This window comes from Delftia sp. BGA-UO-ETr-SB1 (assembly GCF_059567865.1).
Map to the genome: position 1 here is coordinate 609,098 of NZ_JCAQOW010000005.1, position 17,630 is coordinate 626,727.

Genomic DNA, 17,630 nt, shown 5'->3' on the forward strand with positions numbered 1-17,630 from the left:
TTTTGCGGCGTGTTGCGGACACTGGCGTGGTCACCACAGGACCCGCACCATGCCATCCATTGCACTTTTCGGCGCCGCAGGCGCCATCGGCCAGAGCCTGGCCGCCGCGCTCAGACAACAGGGCCGCGCCTATCGCGTGGTCGGCCGCAACGCAGCCAGCCTGCGCCAGACCTTCGGCGCCGATCCCCTGGCCGAGATCGCCACCTGGAACCCGGATGTCGCCGGCTCCATCGAGGCTGCCGCCCACGGCGTGGACACGCTGATCTACCTGGTGGGCGTGAACTACTGGCAGTTTCAATTGCATCCCGAGCTGATGCGCAAGACGCTGGAAGGCGCCATTGCCGCGGGCGTGCGCCGCATCGTGCTGATCGGCACCGTCTATCCCTACGGAAAGGCCCGCACCCTGCCCGTGGCGGAAGACCATCCGCGCGAGCCCCATACCTTCAAGGGCCGCATGCGCAAAGCCCAGGAGGACCTGCTGCTGCAAGCCCATGCACAGGGCCGCATCGAGGCCACCGTGCTGCGCCTGCCCGACTTCTACGGCCCCGGAGTGCACAACAGCCTGCTGCACGGCGCCTTCGAGGCGGCGGCCCACGGCGGCCGGGCCGACATGATCGGCCCGCTGGACCGTCCGCACGAGTTTGTCTATGTGCCTGATGTGGGCCCCGTCGTGGCGCGCCTCATCGACACGCCGCAGGCATTCGGCAGGGTCTGGCACCTGGCTGGCGCGGGGGCGACCACGCAGCGCGACATCGTCTCGGAGATCGAACGCCTGAGCGGCAGGCCGTTGAAACTGCGCGTTGCAGGCAAGACCGCGCTGCGCCTGGCCGGCCTGTTCAGCCCCTTGATGCGCGAACTGGCCGAGATGCACTACCTGCTGACCGATCCGCTGATCATGGACGACTCGGCCCTGCACGCCCTGCTGGGCCCCATTGCCAAGACCCCCTACGCCCAGGGCATACGCGCCACGCTGGATGCCGCCAGGGCAGGTGCGGGCTCAGCTGTGAACTCCAGCCCGCAGCAGGCCACGGCCTGAAAACAAAAAAGCCCTGACAGCAGAACTGTCAGGGCTTTTGTCTATCTGGCAGGGGAGGAAGGACTCGAACCCTCGCATGCCGGAATCAAAATCCGGTGCCTTTACCAACTTGGCGACTCCCCTAGAAGACGTAAATTCTAATACGTTTTTTTGGGCCGAAATCCAAAATTCAGAAAATTTGGTCCAAAACGTTCTTCAATCATTCCGGCGCCAACGCGGCATCCAGTTGGCCACGAATCGCCTGCTGCCCCGCCGCCGTGAAGCAGCCAATGAAGACAAAGGCGGACCCGGCCACCTGCGCCGCGCCCAGATCCGCCACGCGCAGCCGGCCTCCCACCACATGGATTTCCTGCAAAGGCTGCTGCCCCCGCAGCCGCACGATGCCCTTGGCCCGCAGCAGCGGCACCGGCAGGGTGCGCAGTGCCTGCCTGAGGCGCTGCTTGTCGAATTGCCGGTGCGTGGTGTACGAGAAACTGGTGATTCCTGCCATCCCGGCAAGACCTGCCGTGCCATCCACGGCCCTCTTCCAGGCGCCACCTTCACCCGCAAGCGCACCCAGCAGGCGCTGCGGGTGCTGCGGTTGGCGTGGCAGGGGCACAGCGTCCAGGAAGACGGCCAGGGGAATCTCGCCGCACTGTGCGGTCAGCACCATGGTGTGCGGGGCGATCTCGGCCAGGCGCTGCCTTGCCTTGCCGGTCATCGGCGCGCTGGCCAGGTCGGCCTTGGTCAGCACCAGCGCCGTCGCGCCGGCGATCTGGCGGCGGACCATGTCGCCGACCAGCGGGTCGCGCAGTTGCTCATCGACGTCCTGGACATCCACCGCCACCAGGATGGCGTTGAGCTGCAGCGCGGGGTCGAGCATGCCGACCTGGGCGATGCGCACGGGGTCGGAGACGCCGCTGGCCTCGATGACCAGCAGGTCCGGGCGGTCGGGCCGCGCGCCCACGGCGGCCAGGGCCTCGGCCAGCCGCCCGCCGATGGAGCAGCAGATGCAGCCGTTTTCCAGCTGCAGCACGTCGCTGCTGCGTGTGCGGATCAAGGCGGCGTCGATGTTGATCTCGCCGAAGTCGTTGACCAGCACGGCCACGCGCAGGCCATCGGCGCGCTCCAGCAGCCGGTTGAGCAAGGTGGTCTTGCCCGCGCCCAGATAGCCGCCCACGACGACCATGGGAATGGGCGCCCGCTGCGCCGCGGCGGCCGGCGTGCTCATGGCGCTGACCCGGGCGCGGGGAAGATGCGGCCGCCCAGCACGGTGCCCCAGACCTTCACGTCCTTGAGGGCGGCGGGCGCCACCGCGCGGGGATCGTCTTCCAGCACGGCGAAGTCCGCCAGCTTGCCGGGCTCGATGCTGCCCACGCGCTGCTCCAGCTTGAGGGTATGGGCCGCGCCCATGGTGATGGCGTGCAAGGCATCGTCCACCGACAGGCGCTCGGCCTCGCCCAGCACGCGGCCTGACGCGGTTTCGCGCTGCACGGCGCACCAGGCGGTGAACAAGGGGTTGATGGGGGTGATGGGCGCATCGGAGTGCATGGAAAAGTCCATGCCCAGGCGCCGTGCCGTGCCCGCCGCATTCATGCGCGACGCCCACTCGATACCCACGGTCTGCCCGGCGTGCGCATCGCCCCAGTAATAGAGGTGGTTGGAGAAGAAGTTGACGCACATTCCCAGGCGCGCGGCGCGCTGCAGCTGGGCGCTGCTGGCCAGCTGGCAGTGCTGCAGGGTGTGGCGATGGTCGGCGCGCGGGTGCCTGGCCAGCAGGTCCTCGATCACATCCAGCACCACCTCGGTGGCCTCGTCTCCGTTGGTGTGGATGTGCAGTTGCAGCCCGGCCAGGTGGAAGGGCTCGAACAGCGCGGGCAGCTGCGACGGCGGAATCAGCCACAGGCCGTTGGGCTGCCCGCCCGCGTAGCCGGGAGCGCGCAGCCGCGCGGTGAAGCCCTGGATGGAGCCATCCACGATGAACTTGATGGGGCCGAACTGCAGCTTGTCGCTGGCCGACGATGCGGCAGCGGCGTGCACGCGCGCGGCGCCGCCTTCCGGGTTTCGCTGCGGCGCAAAGGCCGGGACGATGCGCAGCGGATAGGCTGCGTCGCCCGTCACCTCGCGCAGCGCGGCCAGGCCCTGGGGCGAGAGATCGCTGACCAGGTCAGTGGCCGTGGTCACGCCCGCGAGCTGGGCCACGCGGCCAAACTTCCAGATCGCCTCGCGCTGCTCGGCGGCGGCCAGCGACAGCGCGCTGCCGATCACCTTCTGCACCGGATACATGGCGGCGAATTCCTGGAGTTCGCCCGTGGGCTGGCCCTCGGCGTCCTTGTGGATGCCGTCGATATCGGTGTCCTCGTCGATGCCGGCCAGCGCCAGCATGGCCGAGTTCACATTCATCAGGTGCACGCTGGCGTGCAGGATGACGATGGGCCGCGTGGCGGAGACACGGTCCAGCTCGCGCACCGACAGCCGGCTGCTGCCAAAGAGGATGGGATCGAACCCCCAGGCCAGCAGCGTGGCCTGCGCGTCGGGCAGGGCACGCTCGGCCTCGGCCAGGCGGGCCAGCACGGCGTCCAGCGTGCGCAGGCCGGGCCACAGCCGCCCGTCGGGATCGCGGCGGTCAAAGTAGCCCAGGTAGACCGCATCCCACATGGCGCCTTCCATCAGGTGGCTGTGGGCCTCGATCAGGCCGGGCATGAGCACCTTGCCGCGCAGGTGGTCGATTCGCTCGGCATCGGGCCAGGCGGCCATGTCGGCCTCCCCGCCCACCGCCAGCACCGTGCTGCCCCGCACGGCCACATGGGTGGCCTGTGGCTGGGCCGGGTTCATGGTGAGGATGGTGCGCGCCGCGAAGATGCGCACGCGCTCGCTGGTTTCTTGGTTCATGGGGATGTTTCCCTCAGGCGGTCTTGACGTGTGCCGCACGCGGCAGGCAGTGGACGATGGCCGTGACCAGCAGGTTCAGCGCCAGGCTGATGAAGCCCAGGTTGATGCCGCCGAAGTCCGGTTGCTGCAGGTACAGCACGATGGCCAGCGCCTGCCCGCAGACGATGCCCAGGGCAATGGCCAGAGGCCGGATGCGCCAGCCAAACAGGATGGCCATCATTCCCGGGAAGAACTGCGTCACGCCGTAGTAGGTGGTGTTGATCAGGGTCAGCATCAGGTTGGGGGTGAGCAGCGTCATCACGATGGACAGCAGCAGGTAGATGACGATCACCACCTTGGCGCCCTGCTTTTGCTTGGCCTCGGGCAGGCCGGGCAGCAGGTTGCGCGCCACGATGGGGCCGATGGCCAGGCAGATGCCCGCCAGCACCAGCAGGCCCGACAGCGCGGCGCCTGCGGCGACCAGGCCCAGCAGCCAGTCGGGCAGCAGGCGCACGGCAGCGGCGAAGAAAGCCTCGTTGGGCGATGCCAGTTCCAGGTTCTGGCTGATGGCGTAGTACGAGGCCAGCACCAGGAACGGGTACATCAGCATGTACAGCGGCATGGCGATCTGCGTGCGGCGGATGGTGTGCGAACTCTTGGCCGTGAAGAAGTTCTGCACGGCGAACGGCATCATGTAGAAGCCCAGCGCCTGGAACAGCATGGTGCTCATGGAAAAGCGCAGCTGCGTATCGGTCATGTGGTTGCTGACCTTGGCACTGGCGGCGGCGAACACATCGCCCACCCCGGCATGCCAGCCCACGGCCACGCCCGTGGCGATGATGGCCACCACCATGAGGATGTCCTTCAGGATGGCGATATAGGCCGAGGCACGCACGCCCGAGATGGCGATGTAGGTGAAGGCCAGGCCCGCCGAGATCAGCAGCAGGTGCAGCGGCTGGAAGTTCCAGCCCAGCCCCTTGAGCGCCGCCACCAGCCCCGTGAACTGCAGCTGGCCCCAGGGCAGCAGGAACAGGATGGCCGAGCCGGCCACGATCAGCTCCAGCGCACGGCTGCCGAAGTGGCCCTTGAACAGGTCCGGCAGCGTGATGGCGTTGTGGCGCAGGCCGGCCTTCCAGATCATGGGGCCGAGGAAGTAGCCCAGCGGATAGGCCAGCAGGATGTAGCCCAGGAACCAGACGCCATAGGTCGGCCCCTTGGCGTAGATGCCGCCCGGAAAGCCGACCATGGTGCCGATGCTGTAGATCTCGCCGGCGGCGAGGAAGAACACCAGGTAGGCGCCGAACTGGCGCGAGGCGACGAAGAAGTCATGCACGCTTTGCGCACCCTTGCCCGTGCGCGAGCGGATGGCCAGGTACAGGGACAGTGCGATGAAGCCCAGGAAGACTGCGGTGGTCATGGCGGTGCTCCCTTCAGGCCGACTGCACGTCGTCGGCTTCGTGGCGGTCGAACATCAGCCAGCACACGAGCATGCACAGCGACGTCAGCACGAACCACATGAAGATCCACAGGTAGATGAAGGGCACGCCGAGCAGATGGCGATCGACGGACGCGACCCAGGGAAGCAGGCCGATCACCGCGATGTACGGGATGCCTATGCCGATGAACAGCTTGAGCATGGTTTGTCTCCTTTTGCTCCGATGAAAGAGTTGGCGGTTGTGGCCGCTCTATAGGACGTTTCAATGTCCATGGATGCGATCTTAGGAAGTGCCTACCTATAATTCAAATGAGAAATTTGCCAACAAACCATGAGGATCACGCATGGATACCCAGAAGCTGCGGCACTTGCTGGCCATCGTCGAGCACGGCACTTTTTCGGACGCGGCGCGCGCCGTGCACCTGACCCAGCCGGCGCTGAGCCGCAGCATCCGCGCGCTGGAAGACGAGCTCCGGGCGCAGCTGTTCGACCGGGGCGCGCGGCGCGCCCGGCTGACGGTCTTCGGCGAACTGGTGGCCGAGCGCGCACGCCGCATGCGGCTGGAGGAAACCCAGCTGCGGCGCGACCTGGAGCTGCTGCGCGGCGGCCAGGAGGGCGCACTGGCAATTGGCGTGGCGCCGGCCCCCGCGGCACTGCTGCTCAAGCCCTTTCTGATCCACATGGCGCAGGCGCATCCGCGCATCAAGGTGCGCACCGAGATGGGTGCCACCAGCGCCCTGCTGGAGCTGCTGCGCAATGAATCGATAGACGCCATCGTCGGCGACGCCTATGTGCTGCGCGCCGCCGATGACGTGGACATGGAGCTGCTGGGCGAGCTGCCCGCCGGCCTGGTCTGCCGCGCGGGCCACCCCGTGCTGCAAAACCCCGGCATGGACGAGATCCGCCGCTACCCCCTGGCCACCACCACGCTGAGCACGGCCATGGCGCGGCAGCTGGCCGAGCTGTGGGGCGAGGGCGCCGAGCCCGACAAGCTGTTCACCCTGCACTGCAACAACCTGGAACTGCTGCGCAGCGTGACCCTGGCCACGGACACCTTGCTGTTCGGCGTGCTGTCCATCACGCGCCAGGAGCGCGCCAGCGGCACCATGGCCGAAGTGCCCCTGCCCGCCGATCCCCGGCGCTGCGGCCGCTACGGCATGGCGCGCATGGGCGCGCGCAGCCTGTCACCGGCGCTGGAAACCGTCTATGCATTCACCCGCACGCATTGGCGGGAGCTGTCCGAGCACGACCAGTGAAGCCGGGCAGGCGCAAGTCATGCGTCGGCCCGCGCCAGCGGCAATGTCTGCGTGCGCAGCCACTCCAGCACCAGGGCGAAGCGGGCCTCGTCATGCACCGGCCTGGGTGACATGAGCACGTAGTGCGAGCCGTCGGCCACAAAGCCGCGCGGCGCGCACAGGGTGCCGCTGGCCAGATCGTCGGCCACCAGCGCCAGCGGCCCGATGGCAATGCCCGCCCCGGCAACGGCGGCCTGCAGGCTCAGGTAGAAATGCTCGAAGCGGGCCTCGCGCCCGGGCTGCAGCGGCACGCCGGTCAGCTCGCTCCAATGCCGCCATGCGTCCGGGCGCGATGCCGTGTGCAGCAGCACGCCGCCCAGCGGCCCGGAGCGTGCCAGCGTCTTCGCAAGTGCAGGCCGGCAGACGGGACCCACGTGCTCCTGCAAAAAGGGCTCGGCAACCACATCGGCGCCCATGTCGAAATCCGCGCGGCGTATGGCCAGATCGATGCCCTCGCGCGCAAAGGGCACCGAGCCGCCGGCCGACACCAGGCGCAGCTCGCGCTGCGTGCCGATCGCTTCCTGCAAACCGCCCAGGCGGGGAATCAGCCAGCGCATCAGAAAGGTGGGCTCGCAGGACAGCACCAGCGGCCGGTCCGGCCCGGCGGCCTGCCGCGCACGGCCCAGCGCGCCGCGCAGGCGCTCCAGCGCCAGGGCCACTTCCTCGGCCAGCACACGCGCCGTAGGGGTGGCAATGATGCTGCGGTTGCTGCGCTGGAACAGCGCAAAGCCCAGCGCCTCTTCCATGTCGCGCACGGCGCGGCTCACGGCGCCATCGGTCAGGTGCAGCTCGCGCGCGGCCTTGGAAACGCTGCCATGGCGCACCGTGGCCTCGAAGGCACGCAGGGCGGACAGCGGCGGCATATGGGTGGGTGGGGCCATGGGACTGGAGGGCGGCATCGGACACATCGAAGAAAGGGAGTGGGAGAGATTTCAATTGACTTTTGATCAACTGAATACTGAATCCATATCGATTTTCTGCAGTGCGATTTTCATGCAAAGTACCTCCATCGATTGAGCTTTCAGCAATGACCATGAACGAAGCCCCCGCCATCGCCCCCGCACCCCTGGCCATCACCATGGGCGATCCCGTGGGCATAGGCCCCGAGATCATCGTCAAGCTGGCCATGGACCCTGCCCGGCCCCGTGCGCCTTTTTTCGTCATCGGCGACACGGGGCGGCTGCAGCGGGCAGCCGACATGCTGGGCGTGCACCCGCGCATCCAAGTCATCGACACGCCGGCCCAGGTTCCCGCCACCGTGCCACCCGCCACCTTCTTCGTGCTCCAGACCGGGGACCGGCTGCCCGAGGACCTGGCCTGGGGACGCATCGATGCGCGCGCCGGGGCCGCCTGCCATGCCTACATACAGCGCGGCATCGACCTGGCCCTGGCCGGCGAAGTCGCAGGCCTGGTGACCGCTCCCATCCACAAGGAGGCGCTGCGCGCGGCGGGCTGCCCCCACCCCGGCCATACCGAGATGCTGGCCGAGCGTTCGGGCACACGCGACTTCGCCATGATGCTCGCCAATGACGAGCTGCGGGTGCTGCTGGTCTCCATCCACGTGCCGCTGCAGCAGGCCATTGCCGCAGTCACGCCGGACAACGAACTGCGTGCCATCCGCCTTGCGCACCGGGCCTGCCGGGCGTTCGGCATCGCCCGGCCCCGTGTGGCCGTGGCGGGACTCAATCCGCACGCCGGCGAGAACGGGCTGTTCGGGGACGAGGACCGCTCGGTGATCATCCCCGCCATTGCGGCCGCACGGGCCGAAGGCATAGACGCCAACGGCCCCTGGCCGGGCGACACGGTCTTCATGCGGGCACGCCGGGGCGAGTTCGACGTGGTGGTCGCCCAATACCATGACCAGGGGCTGATTCCCGTGAAGTACCTGGGCGTCGAGCAGGGTGTGAACATTACCGTGGGCCTGCCCTTCGTGCGCACCTCGGTGGACCACGGCACGGCCTTCGACATCGCCGGCACGGGCCGTGCGGACCATGCCAGCCTGGCCTGCGCGCTGCGCCAGGCGGCGGCCATGGTGCAGGCGGGCCGCTCCGGCGCCAGCGGACAGGCGCAGCGCCCGGACTTCATCTTCATGCTCACGCAGCAGGACAAGACCATTGCCGATGCGCGCGAGCGGCTGCGCGAAGTGCTGGCCCAGGGCGTGCGCCATGTGGGCTTCAAGGACATAGGCCTGCCCCTGCCACAGCTGCGCGAGCTGGCCCGGGACATCCGCGCAGGCGGTGCCAGGGTCTATCTGGAAGTCGTCAGCCTGGACGAGGCCAGCGAGGTGGCTTCGGCCCGCGCGGCGGTGGAGCTCGGTGTGGACGTTCTCATGGGCGGCACGCGCCCCGAGGCGGTGCTGCCCGTGCTGCGCGGCAGCGGCATTGCCTACTATCCGTTTCCCGGCAGGATCAGCGGGCATCCGAGCGTGCTTTCAGGGCCGGCCGAGGACATCGTGGCCAGCGCGCGCCGCATCGCGGGGCTGGAGGGCGTTCATGGCCTGGACCTGCTGGCCTACCGTTTCCGGGGCGACGTGCCGGCCCTGATCAAGGCGGTCTGCGATGCGGTGGACAAACCCGTGGTCGTGGCCGGCTCCATTGATCGCAGCGAACGCATCGCGGCCGTGCTTGCCAGCGGTGCCGCGGGTTTCACGGTAGGCACCGCCGCCTTCGAGGAGACTTTTCCAGCCGCGCGGCCCGGGCTGGCGGCGCAGTTGCAGGCCATACAGGCGCTGGTGGACTGAGAGCGGGCCGGCCATCGCGCGCACCTCCCGCACTTCCCGCAACTCAGACAACGCACGCAACTCTCGCACCTCCCGTGCCGGCCACGCCTCCCGCACATTCCGCGCGCCGGTGTCACGGGCCAGCAACTGGCGCCGCTCGGCTTCTGCCAGGCGGTGGGTCTTCAGCCGCTGGACCACATGGAACTGGCGCTTCTTGGCCATGAGGGACGCGCCGCCTGCAAAGCCTTCCATGCGGCTTGCCGCCTTGCCATGCTGCGGGGCATTCCAGGGGTACAGGCCTGCCACCAGGGTCACAACGACAGCCAACACCATGACCACGAGCGCCCTCCAGGGTGCCCGGGGTCTGCGTTGGCCTTGCCTGTGATGCGCCTGAGAGTTCATGAAGACAGGGCAAATGATTGCGGCAGCTTGCATTGGTGCAGGTGCTTTAGCCTGCATCAATGAACCTGGCCGGATACCAGTCCAAAAACCAATCAGAACCTGGCGCACTTCAGTTGCGCCATTCCTTGATTCTCCAGCAGCCGGAATCTGATGAGAACCCTCGTTTTCCAACAGATGCATTGCCTGAATTACGGAGATAACGCCCAGCAGCCTCTATTGCCGCATGAAAAACAAATGATTCATTGCTATCAATAGAAAACCTGAAATCCATCCATGGCAAAAAAAGCAAAGCCCGCCAACTGCCCCCTGGGCAATGCCAGCCAGGCACCGCAGCGCCACAGATGAACATCGAATGGCATCACCCTTTCCCCTACCATCCGGCAGCGTGTCGTCCTACTGGATAAACCATGCCATTTAGGGAACGATGATATTCACCCTGAATACCTCTCATTCGGCACACCATTGACAACGGCCGGTCTTTGAAGTGCAGCGCCGGTATTTGCAGGGCCCAATCGATGGCTGCACGCATTCAGCCATTTTCCGCAGTTTTGTGATCAGTTGTTTTGGCCAGATGGCTTGGCATCCGATGAATAAAGCAGGGATCTTGGTTGATGATTCGAACGCTGCCGCGGACCGTTGCCGGCCCCGCTGGAGTCTGGTCGCGCCTGCCGCTCGCGTGCCTTGGGTGGAGCCTGGCAGCCGCTCCCGTCTTTCTGTGCGGCGCACAGGCGCAAACACCTTCTTCGGCGGCCGTTGCCGGTACCTCCATGGCTGAGGCACGCATCGAATCCCTGGACCGCGACCAAGCCGAGCAGGCCCGGTTCAAGGCACTCTCCGAAGGGGCCGCCCCCGCCTACCAGGACCGTTTCATGGATCCGGACGAGATCGCACAGTCCGCCGCCGCCGAGCCCGAAGCCGAGCAGCCTGAGGGCTTTCGCGCCTGGGTGGTGGAAAGCCGCCTGGGCCTGGGCGAATCGCGCACCACCGGCCATGGCCGCCAGCGCGCCACAGAAATCGGCCAGCGCCTCGAATACCGCCGCGAGACACTGAACTACGGCGAGTTCACCCTGCAGGCCGAAGGCCGGCACCTGAGCGGCGACAACTTTGGCAATGGCCTGGGTATGGGCGGCCTGAGTATTGGCGGCCTGGGCTATGCCCGGCAAGCCACGAGCGAGCGCTTCACGCTGCGCAACCTTGGCTTTCCGCTGACCACGCAGACCTTCGCCGACACGGCCATGGGCGACCTCTACAGCGAGCTGACCGATGGCCTGGCGCGCAACTACCGGCTGTCGCTGGGCTCGACCACGGTGCGCGGCGCCTCGGCGCGCATCTTCCGCCCGGACCTGGACCTGCGCGCGGGCTACGGCCAGCGCGGCCTTCTCACGGGAGGGCCCTACCCCGGGTTCGAGAAAAACCAGGGCACGCTGGGCTGGCTGGGCGCCACCGTGCGGCTGGATGGCCCCTGGTTTGCCGCCTTCCAGCTGGACCAGGCCGACGATATTCCCGCCTACTACAGTCCCAGGCACTACCCCGGCGATGACACGCAATACGACCCCGGCTCCGCCCTGGGCGTGGGCAGCAAGCGCGTGACCAGCTGGGCCGCCTCGCTGGGCTACGGGCGCGGCGTGCTGCGCGATGGCGACTTCAGGCTCCGCACCACGCTGCTGGGCAGCCGTACCAGCGCGCCCCTGTCCTCTCCAGCGGCAGGCACCGCCGGCACGGAGGGCCGCAGCGCCCAGGGCCTGTTCATCGAGGCCAGCGCGCGCGCGGGCGCCTACCGCCATGAATTCGGCCTGCATGCAGCCCAGCCCCAACTGCACTTTGGCGACTACGCGCTGTCCAGCGCGGCGCGCGGCGCCTATTGGCGCGTGGACCGCCATGTCACCCGCCTGAGCTGGGGCATGGGGCTGGACTACGAACGCACGCCGCAAACCACGGCGCAGGATGCAGGCTTTCAACTGTCGGGCTACCGCCGCCTGGGAGCGAATGGCAATGCCCAATACCAGTTCGACCGGCACACGGCCGTGGGCGGCAGCTTCAGCGCCTACCAGACGCGCAACGATGCGGGCACCGCAGGCGGTGGCCAATCGCGCAGCCTTTATGGCAGCGCGTTCTACCAGACCCGCTTTTTCGACTGGCCGCGCAGCCGCTTCATGCTGACCGTTCGGCGCAACGAGCTCATTGTGCTGGGCGACTCCTCCGCCACGGGCCAGGAGGTGCAGTGGGAGCAGGACTGGGCCGGTGCACGCCAGGCAACGCTGCGGTCCGAGCTCACCACCACGCTGGGCTATGCGCGCGACCGCAGCGGCGGCATGTCGCGCAACTATCCAACGGCCGGGCTGCAATGGCGCTACTGGCTGGAAAGCGGGCTGCAGCTGGCCGGCAACCTGCGCTACACCTCGCAAAGCGGCAGCCTCTACACCAGCCGGGGCCTGTCGGGCTCGCTGTCGGCCGAGAAGGAACTGGGCCGGGGCTGGCGCATGGGCTTCATGGCGCACTTCAACCAGGCCCGGTCCTCGCTGCTGCCCACGCCCTCTTCCCTGCCCAACCTCTACCGCAGCGACGAGAAGACCGCCTATGTCTACCTGCGCTGGGAAGGCAGCGCGGGCACGGCCTATGCGGCCGCAGGCGCACCCGGTGAAGGCGTGGGCGGCGGCAGCCTGTCCGGCCGCGTGTTCTACGACGCCAACCGCGACGGCGAACAGCAGGCGGGCGAGGTGGGCGTGGCCGGCGTCGAGGTAGTGCTTGACGGCCGCTACCGCACGGTGACCGACCGCGATGGCCAGTTCGAATTCCCGGTGGTACCCACGGGCCACCACCGGCTGTCGCTCACCCAGGAAAGCGTGCCGCTGCCCTGGGGCGCCTCCGGCGACAACACCAGCAGCGTGCATGTGCCCCTGCGCGGCCAGGCCTCGGCGTCGATTGCCGTGGTCAAGGTGGGCGAGTGAGTGAATGAGTGAATGAGTGAATGAATGACTGATTAAGGCGCACAGGCTTCCCAGGCAACCCGTTCCATCCAAGGAGATTCCATGAAACGAACATCCATCGCCCAACGCCTGCTGGCCGCCTTGCTCGGCGGCCTCGGCCTGGCCCTGACCGCGTTGCCTGCCATGGCCGAGAGCCAGTACGGATCGGGCACCGGAACCATCACGGCCCAGGCCAAGGTCAACCTCAGCGTGACCGTGCCCAAGCTCATCTTGCTGCGCGTGGGCTCGACCAATACCACGGTGGACACGGTGACCTGGACCTCGACGCTGAGCATCCCCGGCGTGCCCACCACGCCGCTGGCCTCGGTCAACAACACCAACGTGGACTGGAACGGCGCCGCGCCCACCGTCGCCACCGCCTCGGCTGCCGCCACGCTCACGGTCTATGCCTGGACCAATGCCGGCGCCGGCACCATCAACTGCGCGGTCGGCGCCTGGAATGCCACGGGCGGCCCCGCCAACGCGGACTTCACCGTCACGACCACCGGTAACCTGCCCCACCCCGGGCCCAATCTGGGTGCCTGCGCATCCACCTCGTTCCCCTCCAACGTGGTTGCGACGGGAACCTGGGCGTATGCGCTGGGAGGTACGCCGGCCAGCTGGGCTGCCAATACCTATACCAACGTCATCACGTATACGGCCCAGGGCATCTGATGGACAAGGCATTGCCTCGCCTGCTGGCCGCAGCAGCCCTCTGCGTTGTGCAGCCGCCCGCGCAGGCCGTGTTCACCATCGTGACCGACACAGACCTGCTCAACTACAGCCTGACACTGCGCGTGGGAACGACCGGGGCAACCGTGGACACCGTGGCCTTCAGCGTGACGGGAGCCAACGCCGGCCTCACGCCCGTGGCCGTGACGGGCACGCCCAGCATCAGTGTCTCGGTGTCTCCCACACGTCCCGCGCTGGGCACCGCCGTGGCCCGGCCAGTCACCCTGGTCGTCGATTCATCCACCGCACTTTCCTGCCAGTCGGGTGGCTGCGGCAGCGCGACCATTCCGTTCAGCAAGATCAGTTGGGTGGCATCGAACAACGGCAATGCTGCGTCCGGTGACATACAGAACGGGCGCTTCACCGCCAGCGCCGGCCAGTCCATCGCCAGCTACAACGCCAACGCATCCGTCTGTTCTGGCGCGCTGTGCCCGGTCGCTGGCTGGACCGTCCAGTCACGGCAACTGACCGGCACCGTGCTGCAGTTCACCTACGACAACGACGTGGTCTACCCGGGCGGCAACTACAAGGGCACCGTGCGCTTCACGGCATCGATGGTATGAGGCGTTTGGCGTGGCCGCTCCTGTGCATGGCGCTGGCCTGGGCCACGGCCCTCGCGGCGCATGCCGAAGTGGCGCGGCTGGACGACTCGGCTTCGCCCCGGTCCCAGGTCCGCAGCGACTTCGCCCGGGCCAGGGTCGTCGGCGAGCGGCTGCTGGAGCTGCCCATGGGACGCATCGAATACCGGCTGGCCACGGCGCCCCATGTCGGCCGCACGGCGCGCATCTTCTATGTGATTCCCGCCCTGGTCACGGGCCTGCGCTCGCCTGCGGGCATGCAGGTGCAGTGGCGCGGCAATGGCGTCTTTGCGGGCGGCACGGGCCGGCCCGGCGACCGGGTCCAGGTCTGGAACGGCGTGGTCCGCACGCCCTGGATGGCCGAGGTTTTCGACCTCACGCTGCACATCGACCCTGCCGAGCTGCGCCTGACCCGGGGCTCGGCACTGAGCTTCGAGTCCTACTTCGAGATCGAGACCCTGCCATGAAAGCTCCTCCCATCGCCGTTTCACTGGCCCTGCTGATCGCCTGCAGCGGCGCCGCCGCCGCACCGTTCGAGCTGGCCGTGGCGCCCTCGCGTTTCGAGCTGTCGGCCAAGCCGGGTGCGCGCACGGGCCAATCGCTGGACATCCACAACCTGGCCTCGGCACCCACCGAGGTGGCCATGCGCACCATCGACTGGACCTATTCCGACACGGGCGACATCACCTACCACGACGAACTGCTGCCCGGCAGTTGCCGGCCCTGGGTGCTGCTGGAGCGGCGCAGCGTCACCATTGCAGGCCGCAGCAAGAAGGCCTTCCGCTTCCAGGTGGAGCCGCCTGCCGATGCGCCGCGCGGCGAATGCCGCTTCATGATTGCCATCGAAGGCGTGGAGCCCGCGCAGCAGACCGTCATACGCAGCGGCGGCGCCAGCCTGAGCCTGCCTGTCACGGGCCGCATCGCGGTAGCCGTCTACGTGACGCTGGGAGGTGCTGCGCCCCAGCTGGACATTCGCCAGCTTTCCATGGCCGAAGACGGCAAGACGCGCCGCGCCCTGGTCACCGTCAGCAACGCCGGCGATGCCCATGGCCGGCTGGAAGGCAGCCTGGACGCCGTGGACAACAAGGGCCGCCGCTTCGAACTGGTGCCGGAAGGCACGCCCATACTGCCCGGCCAGACACGCACGCTGGCCCTCATGCCCAAGGGCGAAGACGGCCAGCCCGCCCCGCAGCCCGCGTATCCGGTCAAGGCCAAGGGCAGCCTGGACTGGGAAAAAGGCAGCTTCAAGATCGATGTGGAACTGAAGTGATGGCAACCAGGCCAATGGCGTGGCTGGCCCTGTCCATGGCCCTGTCCATGGCGCTGGGCGGCCTGGGCCACACCGTGCATGCGGCGTCCAGCACCACAGGCCCCAGCCTGCTGGTGCCGCTGAGCACCTCTGTGAACCTGGACTTCACCATCGCCATCGACAAGTTCATCTTCTTTCGCATAGGCGACGGCACCTGGCCCACGCCCGGCGGCACGACCAGCAGCGTGGCCTTTGTGCTCGCCCCGTCCATCCCTGGCGTGCCCACCACGCCCGTGGCGGGCAGCAACACCTCGGTGAACTGGAGCGGCGTGGCCCCCAGCTTCAGCATCACGCCCAGCGGCAATGTGCTGCCGGTGGAGGTGCGCAGCAACGCAGGCCAGGTCACGCTGCGCGCCACCGCCACCACGGCGCTGGCCAGTGGGGCCAATACCATTCCGCTGTCGGAGATCACCATCGCCACCAGCGACAGCAACCTGCCCGCACCGCTGATACCCAATACGGGAACGGGCGCAGCGGTCAACGTGGTGGCCACCGCCTTTGCGGGGCTGGTCACCCAGCGCACGGCGAACTGGACCCTGTCCTATGCCAACCTGGCCTCCCGCAGGGCAGGCACCTACACGGGGCAGGTCACCTTCACGGCCAGCTCGCCCTGAGCGCTTTGGGCGATTTGGGCGCTTCGGGCGCGCTCAAAGGCCCAGGTACAGCGCAACCAGCGACACAGCAGCCGGCACGGCCTGCACCCAGAGGATCTTGCGGCTGGCCGTGGCGGCGCCATACACGCCGGCCACCAGCACGCAGATCAGGAAGAAGTACTTGAAGCCCAGGCCATCGGCCCCCTGCGCCAGCCCCCAGATCAGCCCGGCGGCGAGAAAGCCGTTGTACAGGCCCTGGTTGGCGGCCAGTGTCCTGGTTTGCTGGGCAAATTCGGGCGTCAGGCCAAACGCGCGGCGTCCGGCCGGCTTGTCCCAGAGAAACATCTCCAGCACGAGGATGTAGACATGGATTGCGGCGACGATGCCGATGAGTACGTTGGCCATCTGGGGTGAGAAGAAAGTGGACAGGCCTCTGTATACGGGATGCACCCACACCCGTCCATGGCCGCTGCGCTACACAGGGCCTGCCATCACCCCTTCCCTGTCACCCGGAAGACTTGCTGCCGGGGTGCGACGGTTTTTCCGCGCCCTGCGCAGGTGCCACGGCGCCAGCGGCCGCACCGCCCAGCGCACCGGCCACGCTGCCTACCGTGCCGCCGACCACCACGCCCACCGGGCCGGCAATCGCAGCACCCGCCGCAGCGCCTGCAGCGGCTCCGGCGAGCACGCCGCCGCCGATGAATACCGAGCGCGACTCGCGCTCTGCATCCTCGGGCGACAGTTCGAATTGCGCGGACGCATCGGGGTCCTGCGAAGGAACACCGTGGCCGGGGCGTGCCTGCTCGGCAAGGTCTTCATCCTCGGGGGCATCCGTGGACACCGGCTGGATGGGCTGGATGGATGGCTTGTTGCTTGCATTCATGGGGCTCTCCTTCGGGGCATGCCACACGCATGCGGGACTGCATGCGCTTCATTGCCCTGTGGTTTTTGTTGTACGCCTCGCCCTGCCGCGCCGCAGCCGGCCCAGGCTGCTGCCCCGCGTCAGCCAAGGCCCGCAGCCTCGCCGACCTTGACTACAGGGGCTCGTAGGACCTGGCCTCCGCCGCCCAAGGCACCTCCTACGCCCGTCGCGGCGGCCCGACTACCCGGTGCCCGCAGATGCCGTCCTAAGCTAGAACCCAGAAGCACACAGGCTTCGACTTCGCCAGGCGATGCACAGGTTTTCTTGACAGGCCGGCTACCGCGCCCCATTCAAAGCCGCATCGCTCAGCCGCCAGACGCACCGCGCTGGCGGGTCAGCACAAACCCACTCACTGGAGAACGTCATGGTCACACCCAACACCGCATCGAGCGTCATTTCTTCCGAAACCGTCAGCGGCACCAATGTCTACAACCCGGCAGGCGACAAGCTGGGGACCATAGACACGCTGATGATCGACAAGCTGTCCGGCAAGGTGCGCTACGCCGTCATGGAGTTCGGCGGCTTCCTGGGCATCGGCACGGATCGCTATCCGCTGCCCTGGGAATCCCTCAAGTACGAGCCCAACATGAATGGCTACGTGGTGTCGCTGACGCGTGAGCAACTGGACAACGCTCCACGCTACGAGCGCGATACGGCTCCGGCATACACCGATGAATATGGTCGCCGCGTGAACGATTACTACGGCGTGCCCTACCTGTAAATCCCGACCCTTGCGGTCTTTGACACAGCCCCGTTCGCGGGGCGTTTTCTTTGGTGCGGATAGCTGCCAGCG

17 protein-coding genes and 1 tRNA gene are annotated in these 17,630 nt (G+C 67.6%); 10 read left to right on the top strand and 8 right to left on the bottom strand.

All coding sequences use genetic code 11. From position 1 onward, the window contains the following. Positions 1-49 precede the first annotated feature (49 nt). Entirely contained in the window at positions 50-1,036 is a 987-nt protein-coding gene (locus AC57B5_RS12875; protein WP_496399679.1) for an NAD-dependent epimerase/dehydratase family protein, read from the top strand. A 46-nt stretch (positions 1,037-1,082) separates the two neighbouring features. On the opposite strand, the gene AC57B5_RS12880 is transcribed toward AC57B5_RS12875, so the two are convergent. From AC57B5_RS12880 to AC57B5_RS12900, 5 genes are all read right to left on the bottom strand, one after another. After that, a tRNA-Gln gene (locus AC57B5_RS12880) sits at positions 1,083-1,159 on the bottom strand. A gap of 76 nt (positions 1,160-1,235) precedes the next feature. Continuing rightward, positions 1,236-2,246, bottom strand: coding sequence for a CobW family GTP-binding protein (locus tag AC57B5_RS12885; RefSeq protein WP_496399680.1), 1,011 nt, complete (start codon positions 2,244-2,246; stop codon positions 1,236-1,238). Then, positions 2,243-3,907, bottom strand: a complete 1,665-nt coding sequence (locus AC57B5_RS12890; RefSeq protein WP_496399681.1) for an amidohydrolase — start codon at positions 3,905-3,907, stop codon at positions 2,243-2,245. Before AC57B5_RS12890 ends, AC57B5_RS12885 begins: the two co-directional genes overlap by 4 nt. A 13-nt stretch (positions 3,908-3,920) precedes the next feature. Next, entirely contained in the window at positions 3,921-5,303 is a 1,383-nt protein-coding gene (locus AC57B5_RS12895) for a sodium:solute symporter family protein (protein WP_013803838.1), read from the bottom strand. Positions 5,304-5,316: 13 nt separating this feature from the next. After that, a complete protein-coding gene (locus AC57B5_RS12900; protein WP_012203908.1) occupies positions 5,317-5,523 on the bottom strand; it encodes a DUF3311 domain-containing protein in 207 nt (68 codons plus the stop codon). A gap of 142 nt (positions 5,524-5,665) precedes the next feature. Here AC57B5_RS12900 and AC57B5_RS12905 point away from each other — a divergent pair, with 142 nt between their 5' ends. Further along, positions 5,666-6,577 (top strand): LysR family transcriptional regulator, encoded by a 912-nt coding sequence (locus tag AC57B5_RS12905; RefSeq protein WP_012203907.1) that lies wholly within the window; start codon positions 5,666-5,668, stop codon positions 6,575-6,577. 17 nt (positions 6,578-6,594) lie between these two features. Here the strand turns inward: AC57B5_RS12905 and AC57B5_RS12910 are convergent, their stop codons facing one another. Further along, complete coding sequence (locus AC57B5_RS12910) at positions 6,595-7,497, bottom strand: LysR family transcriptional regulator (RefSeq protein WP_063327993.1); 903 nt, start codon at positions 7,495-7,497, stop codon at positions 6,595-6,597. A gap of 146 nt (positions 7,498-7,643) precedes the next feature. Here AC57B5_RS12910 and pdxA point away from each other — a divergent pair, with 146 nt between their 5' ends. The 7 genes from pdxA (at position 7,644) to AC57B5_RS12945 (ending at position 15,936) form a co-directional block, all read left to right on the top strand. Next, positions 7,644-9,356: a 4-hydroxythreonine-4-phosphate dehydrogenase PdxA gene (gene pdxA / locus AC57B5_RS12915; RefSeq protein ID WP_496399682.1), complete on the top strand. Its 1,713-nt coding sequence runs from the start codon at positions 7,644-7,646 to the stop codon at positions 9,354-9,356. Positions 9,357-10,504: 1,148 nt separating this feature from the next. Beyond that, on the top strand, positions 10,505-12,685 hold the full coding sequence (locus tag AC57B5_RS12920; RefSeq protein WP_496399683.1) for an SdrD B-like domain-containing protein: 2,181 nt from the start codon (positions 10,505-10,507) through the stop codon (positions 12,683-12,685). An 81-nt stretch (positions 12,686-12,766) separates the two neighbouring features. Further along, positions 12,767-13,378 (top strand): hypothetical protein, encoded by a 612-nt coding sequence (locus tag AC57B5_RS12925; protein ID WP_192367066.1) that lies wholly within the window; start codon positions 12,767-12,769, stop codon positions 13,376-13,378. Beyond that, positions 13,378-13,998 (top strand): hypothetical protein, encoded by a 621-nt coding sequence (locus AC57B5_RS12930; RefSeq protein ID WP_013803844.1) that lies wholly within the window; start codon positions 13,378-13,380, stop codon positions 13,996-13,998. The genes AC57B5_RS12925 and AC57B5_RS12930 overlap by 1 nt, the downstream gene beginning before the upstream one ends. Beyond that, a complete protein-coding gene (locus AC57B5_RS12935; protein WP_043781098.1) occupies positions 13,995-14,480 on the top strand; it encodes a hypothetical protein in 486 nt (161 codons plus the stop codon). Before AC57B5_RS12930 ends, AC57B5_RS12935 begins: the two co-directional genes overlap by 4 nt. Then, positions 14,477-15,283: a fimbrial biogenesis chaperone gene (locus AC57B5_RS12940; RefSeq protein ID WP_099734489.1), complete on the top strand. Its 807-nt coding sequence runs from the start codon at positions 14,477-14,479 to the stop codon at positions 15,281-15,283. Before AC57B5_RS12935 ends, AC57B5_RS12940 begins: the two co-directional genes overlap by 4 nt. Continuing rightward, on the top strand, positions 15,283-15,936 hold the full coding sequence (locus AC57B5_RS12945; protein ID WP_496399684.1) for a hypothetical protein: 654 nt from the start codon (positions 15,283-15,285) through the stop codon (positions 15,934-15,936). The genes AC57B5_RS12940 and AC57B5_RS12945 overlap by 1 nt, the downstream gene beginning before the upstream one ends. Before the next feature lie 33 nt (positions 15,937-15,969). Here the strand turns inward: AC57B5_RS12945 and AC57B5_RS12950 are convergent, their stop codons facing one another. Both AC57B5_RS12950 and AC57B5_RS12955 read right to left on the bottom strand, forming a co-directional pair. Continuing rightward, positions 15,970-16,320 carry a DUF1304 domain-containing protein gene (locus AC57B5_RS12950; protein WP_071954550.1) on the bottom strand — a complete coding sequence of 117 codons (351 nt, stop codon included), beginning with the start codon at positions 16,318-16,320 and terminating at the stop codon, positions 15,970-15,972. Between the two features lie 100 nt (positions 16,321-16,420). Beyond that, positions 16,421-16,798: a hypothetical protein gene (locus AC57B5_RS12955; RefSeq protein ID WP_012203897.1), complete on the bottom strand. Its 378-nt coding sequence runs from the start codon at positions 16,796-16,798 to the stop codon at positions 16,421-16,423. Positions 16,799-17,201: 403 nt separating this feature from the next. Here AC57B5_RS12955 and AC57B5_RS12960 point away from each other — a divergent pair, with 403 nt between their 5' ends. Next, positions 17,202-17,558, top strand: coding sequence for a PRC-barrel domain-containing protein (locus AC57B5_RS12960; RefSeq protein WP_013803850.1), 357 nt, complete (start codon positions 17,202-17,204; stop codon positions 17,556-17,558). Positions 17,559-17,630: the final 72 nt, after the last annotated feature.

What these genes read in the sequence shown, in the direction of transcription:
- AC57B5_RS12875 (WP_496399679.1), top strand. Translation starts at nt 50, where the DNA reads ATGCCATCCATTGCACTTTTCGGCGCCGCAGGCGCCATCGGCCAGAGC.
- AC57B5_RS12885 (WP_496399680.1), bottom strand. Translation starts at nt 2,246, where the DNA reads ATGAGCACGCCGGCCGCCGCGGCGCAGCGGGCGCCCATTCCCATGGTC.
- AC57B5_RS12890 (WP_496399681.1), bottom strand. Translation starts at nt 3,907, where the DNA reads ATGAACCAAGAAACCAGCGAGCGCGTGCGCATCTTCGCGGCGCGCACC.
- AC57B5_RS12895 (WP_013803838.1), bottom strand. Translation starts at nt 5,303, where the DNA reads ATGACCACCGCAGTCTTCCTGGGCTTCATCGCACTGTCCCTGTACCTG.
- AC57B5_RS12900 (WP_012203908.1), bottom strand. Translation starts at nt 5,523, where the DNA reads ATGCTCAAGCTGTTCATCGGCATAGGCATCCCGTACATCGCGGTGATC.
- AC57B5_RS12905 (WP_012203907.1), top strand. Translation starts at nt 5,666, where the DNA reads ATGGATACCCAGAAGCTGCGGCACTTGCTGGCCATCGTCGAGCACGGC.
- AC57B5_RS12910 (WP_063327993.1), bottom strand. Translation starts at nt 7,497, where the DNA reads ATGGCCCCACCCACCCATATGCCGCCGCTGTCCGCCCTGCGTGCCTTC.
- pdxA (WP_496399682.1), top strand. Translation starts at nt 7,644, where the DNA reads ATGACCATGAACGAAGCCCCCGCCATCGCCCCCGCACCCCTGGCCATC.
- AC57B5_RS12920 (WP_496399683.1), top strand. Translation starts at nt 10,505, where the DNA reads ATGGCTGAGGCACGCATCGAATCCCTGGACCGCGACCAAGCCGAGCAG.
- AC57B5_RS12925 (WP_192367066.1), top strand. Translation starts at nt 12,767, where the DNA reads ATGAAACGAACATCCATCGCCCAACGCCTGCTGGCCGCCTTGCTCGGC.
- AC57B5_RS12930 (WP_013803844.1), top strand. Translation starts at nt 13,378, where the DNA reads ATGGACAAGGCATTGCCTCGCCTGCTGGCCGCAGCAGCCCTCTGCGTT.
- AC57B5_RS12935 (WP_043781098.1), top strand. Translation starts at nt 13,995, where the DNA reads ATGAGGCGTTTGGCGTGGCCGCTCCTGTGCATGGCGCTGGCCTGGGCC.
- AC57B5_RS12940 (WP_099734489.1), top strand. Translation starts at nt 14,477, where the DNA reads ATGAAAGCTCCTCCCATCGCCGTTTCACTGGCCCTGCTGATCGCCTGC.
- AC57B5_RS12945 (WP_496399684.1), top strand. Translation starts at nt 15,283, where the DNA reads ATGGCAACCAGGCCAATGGCGTGGCTGGCCCTGTCCATGGCCCTGTCC.
- AC57B5_RS12950 (WP_071954550.1), bottom strand. Translation starts at nt 16,320, where the DNA reads ATGGCCAACGTACTCATCGGCATCGTCGCCGCAATCCATGTCTACATC.
- AC57B5_RS12955 (WP_012203897.1), bottom strand. Translation starts at nt 16,798, where the DNA reads ATGAATGCAAGCAACAAGCCATCCATCCAGCCCATCCAGCCGGTGTCC.
- AC57B5_RS12960 (WP_013803850.1), top strand. Translation starts at nt 17,202, where the DNA reads ATGGTCACACCCAACACCGCATCGAGCGTCATTTCTTCCGAAACCGTC.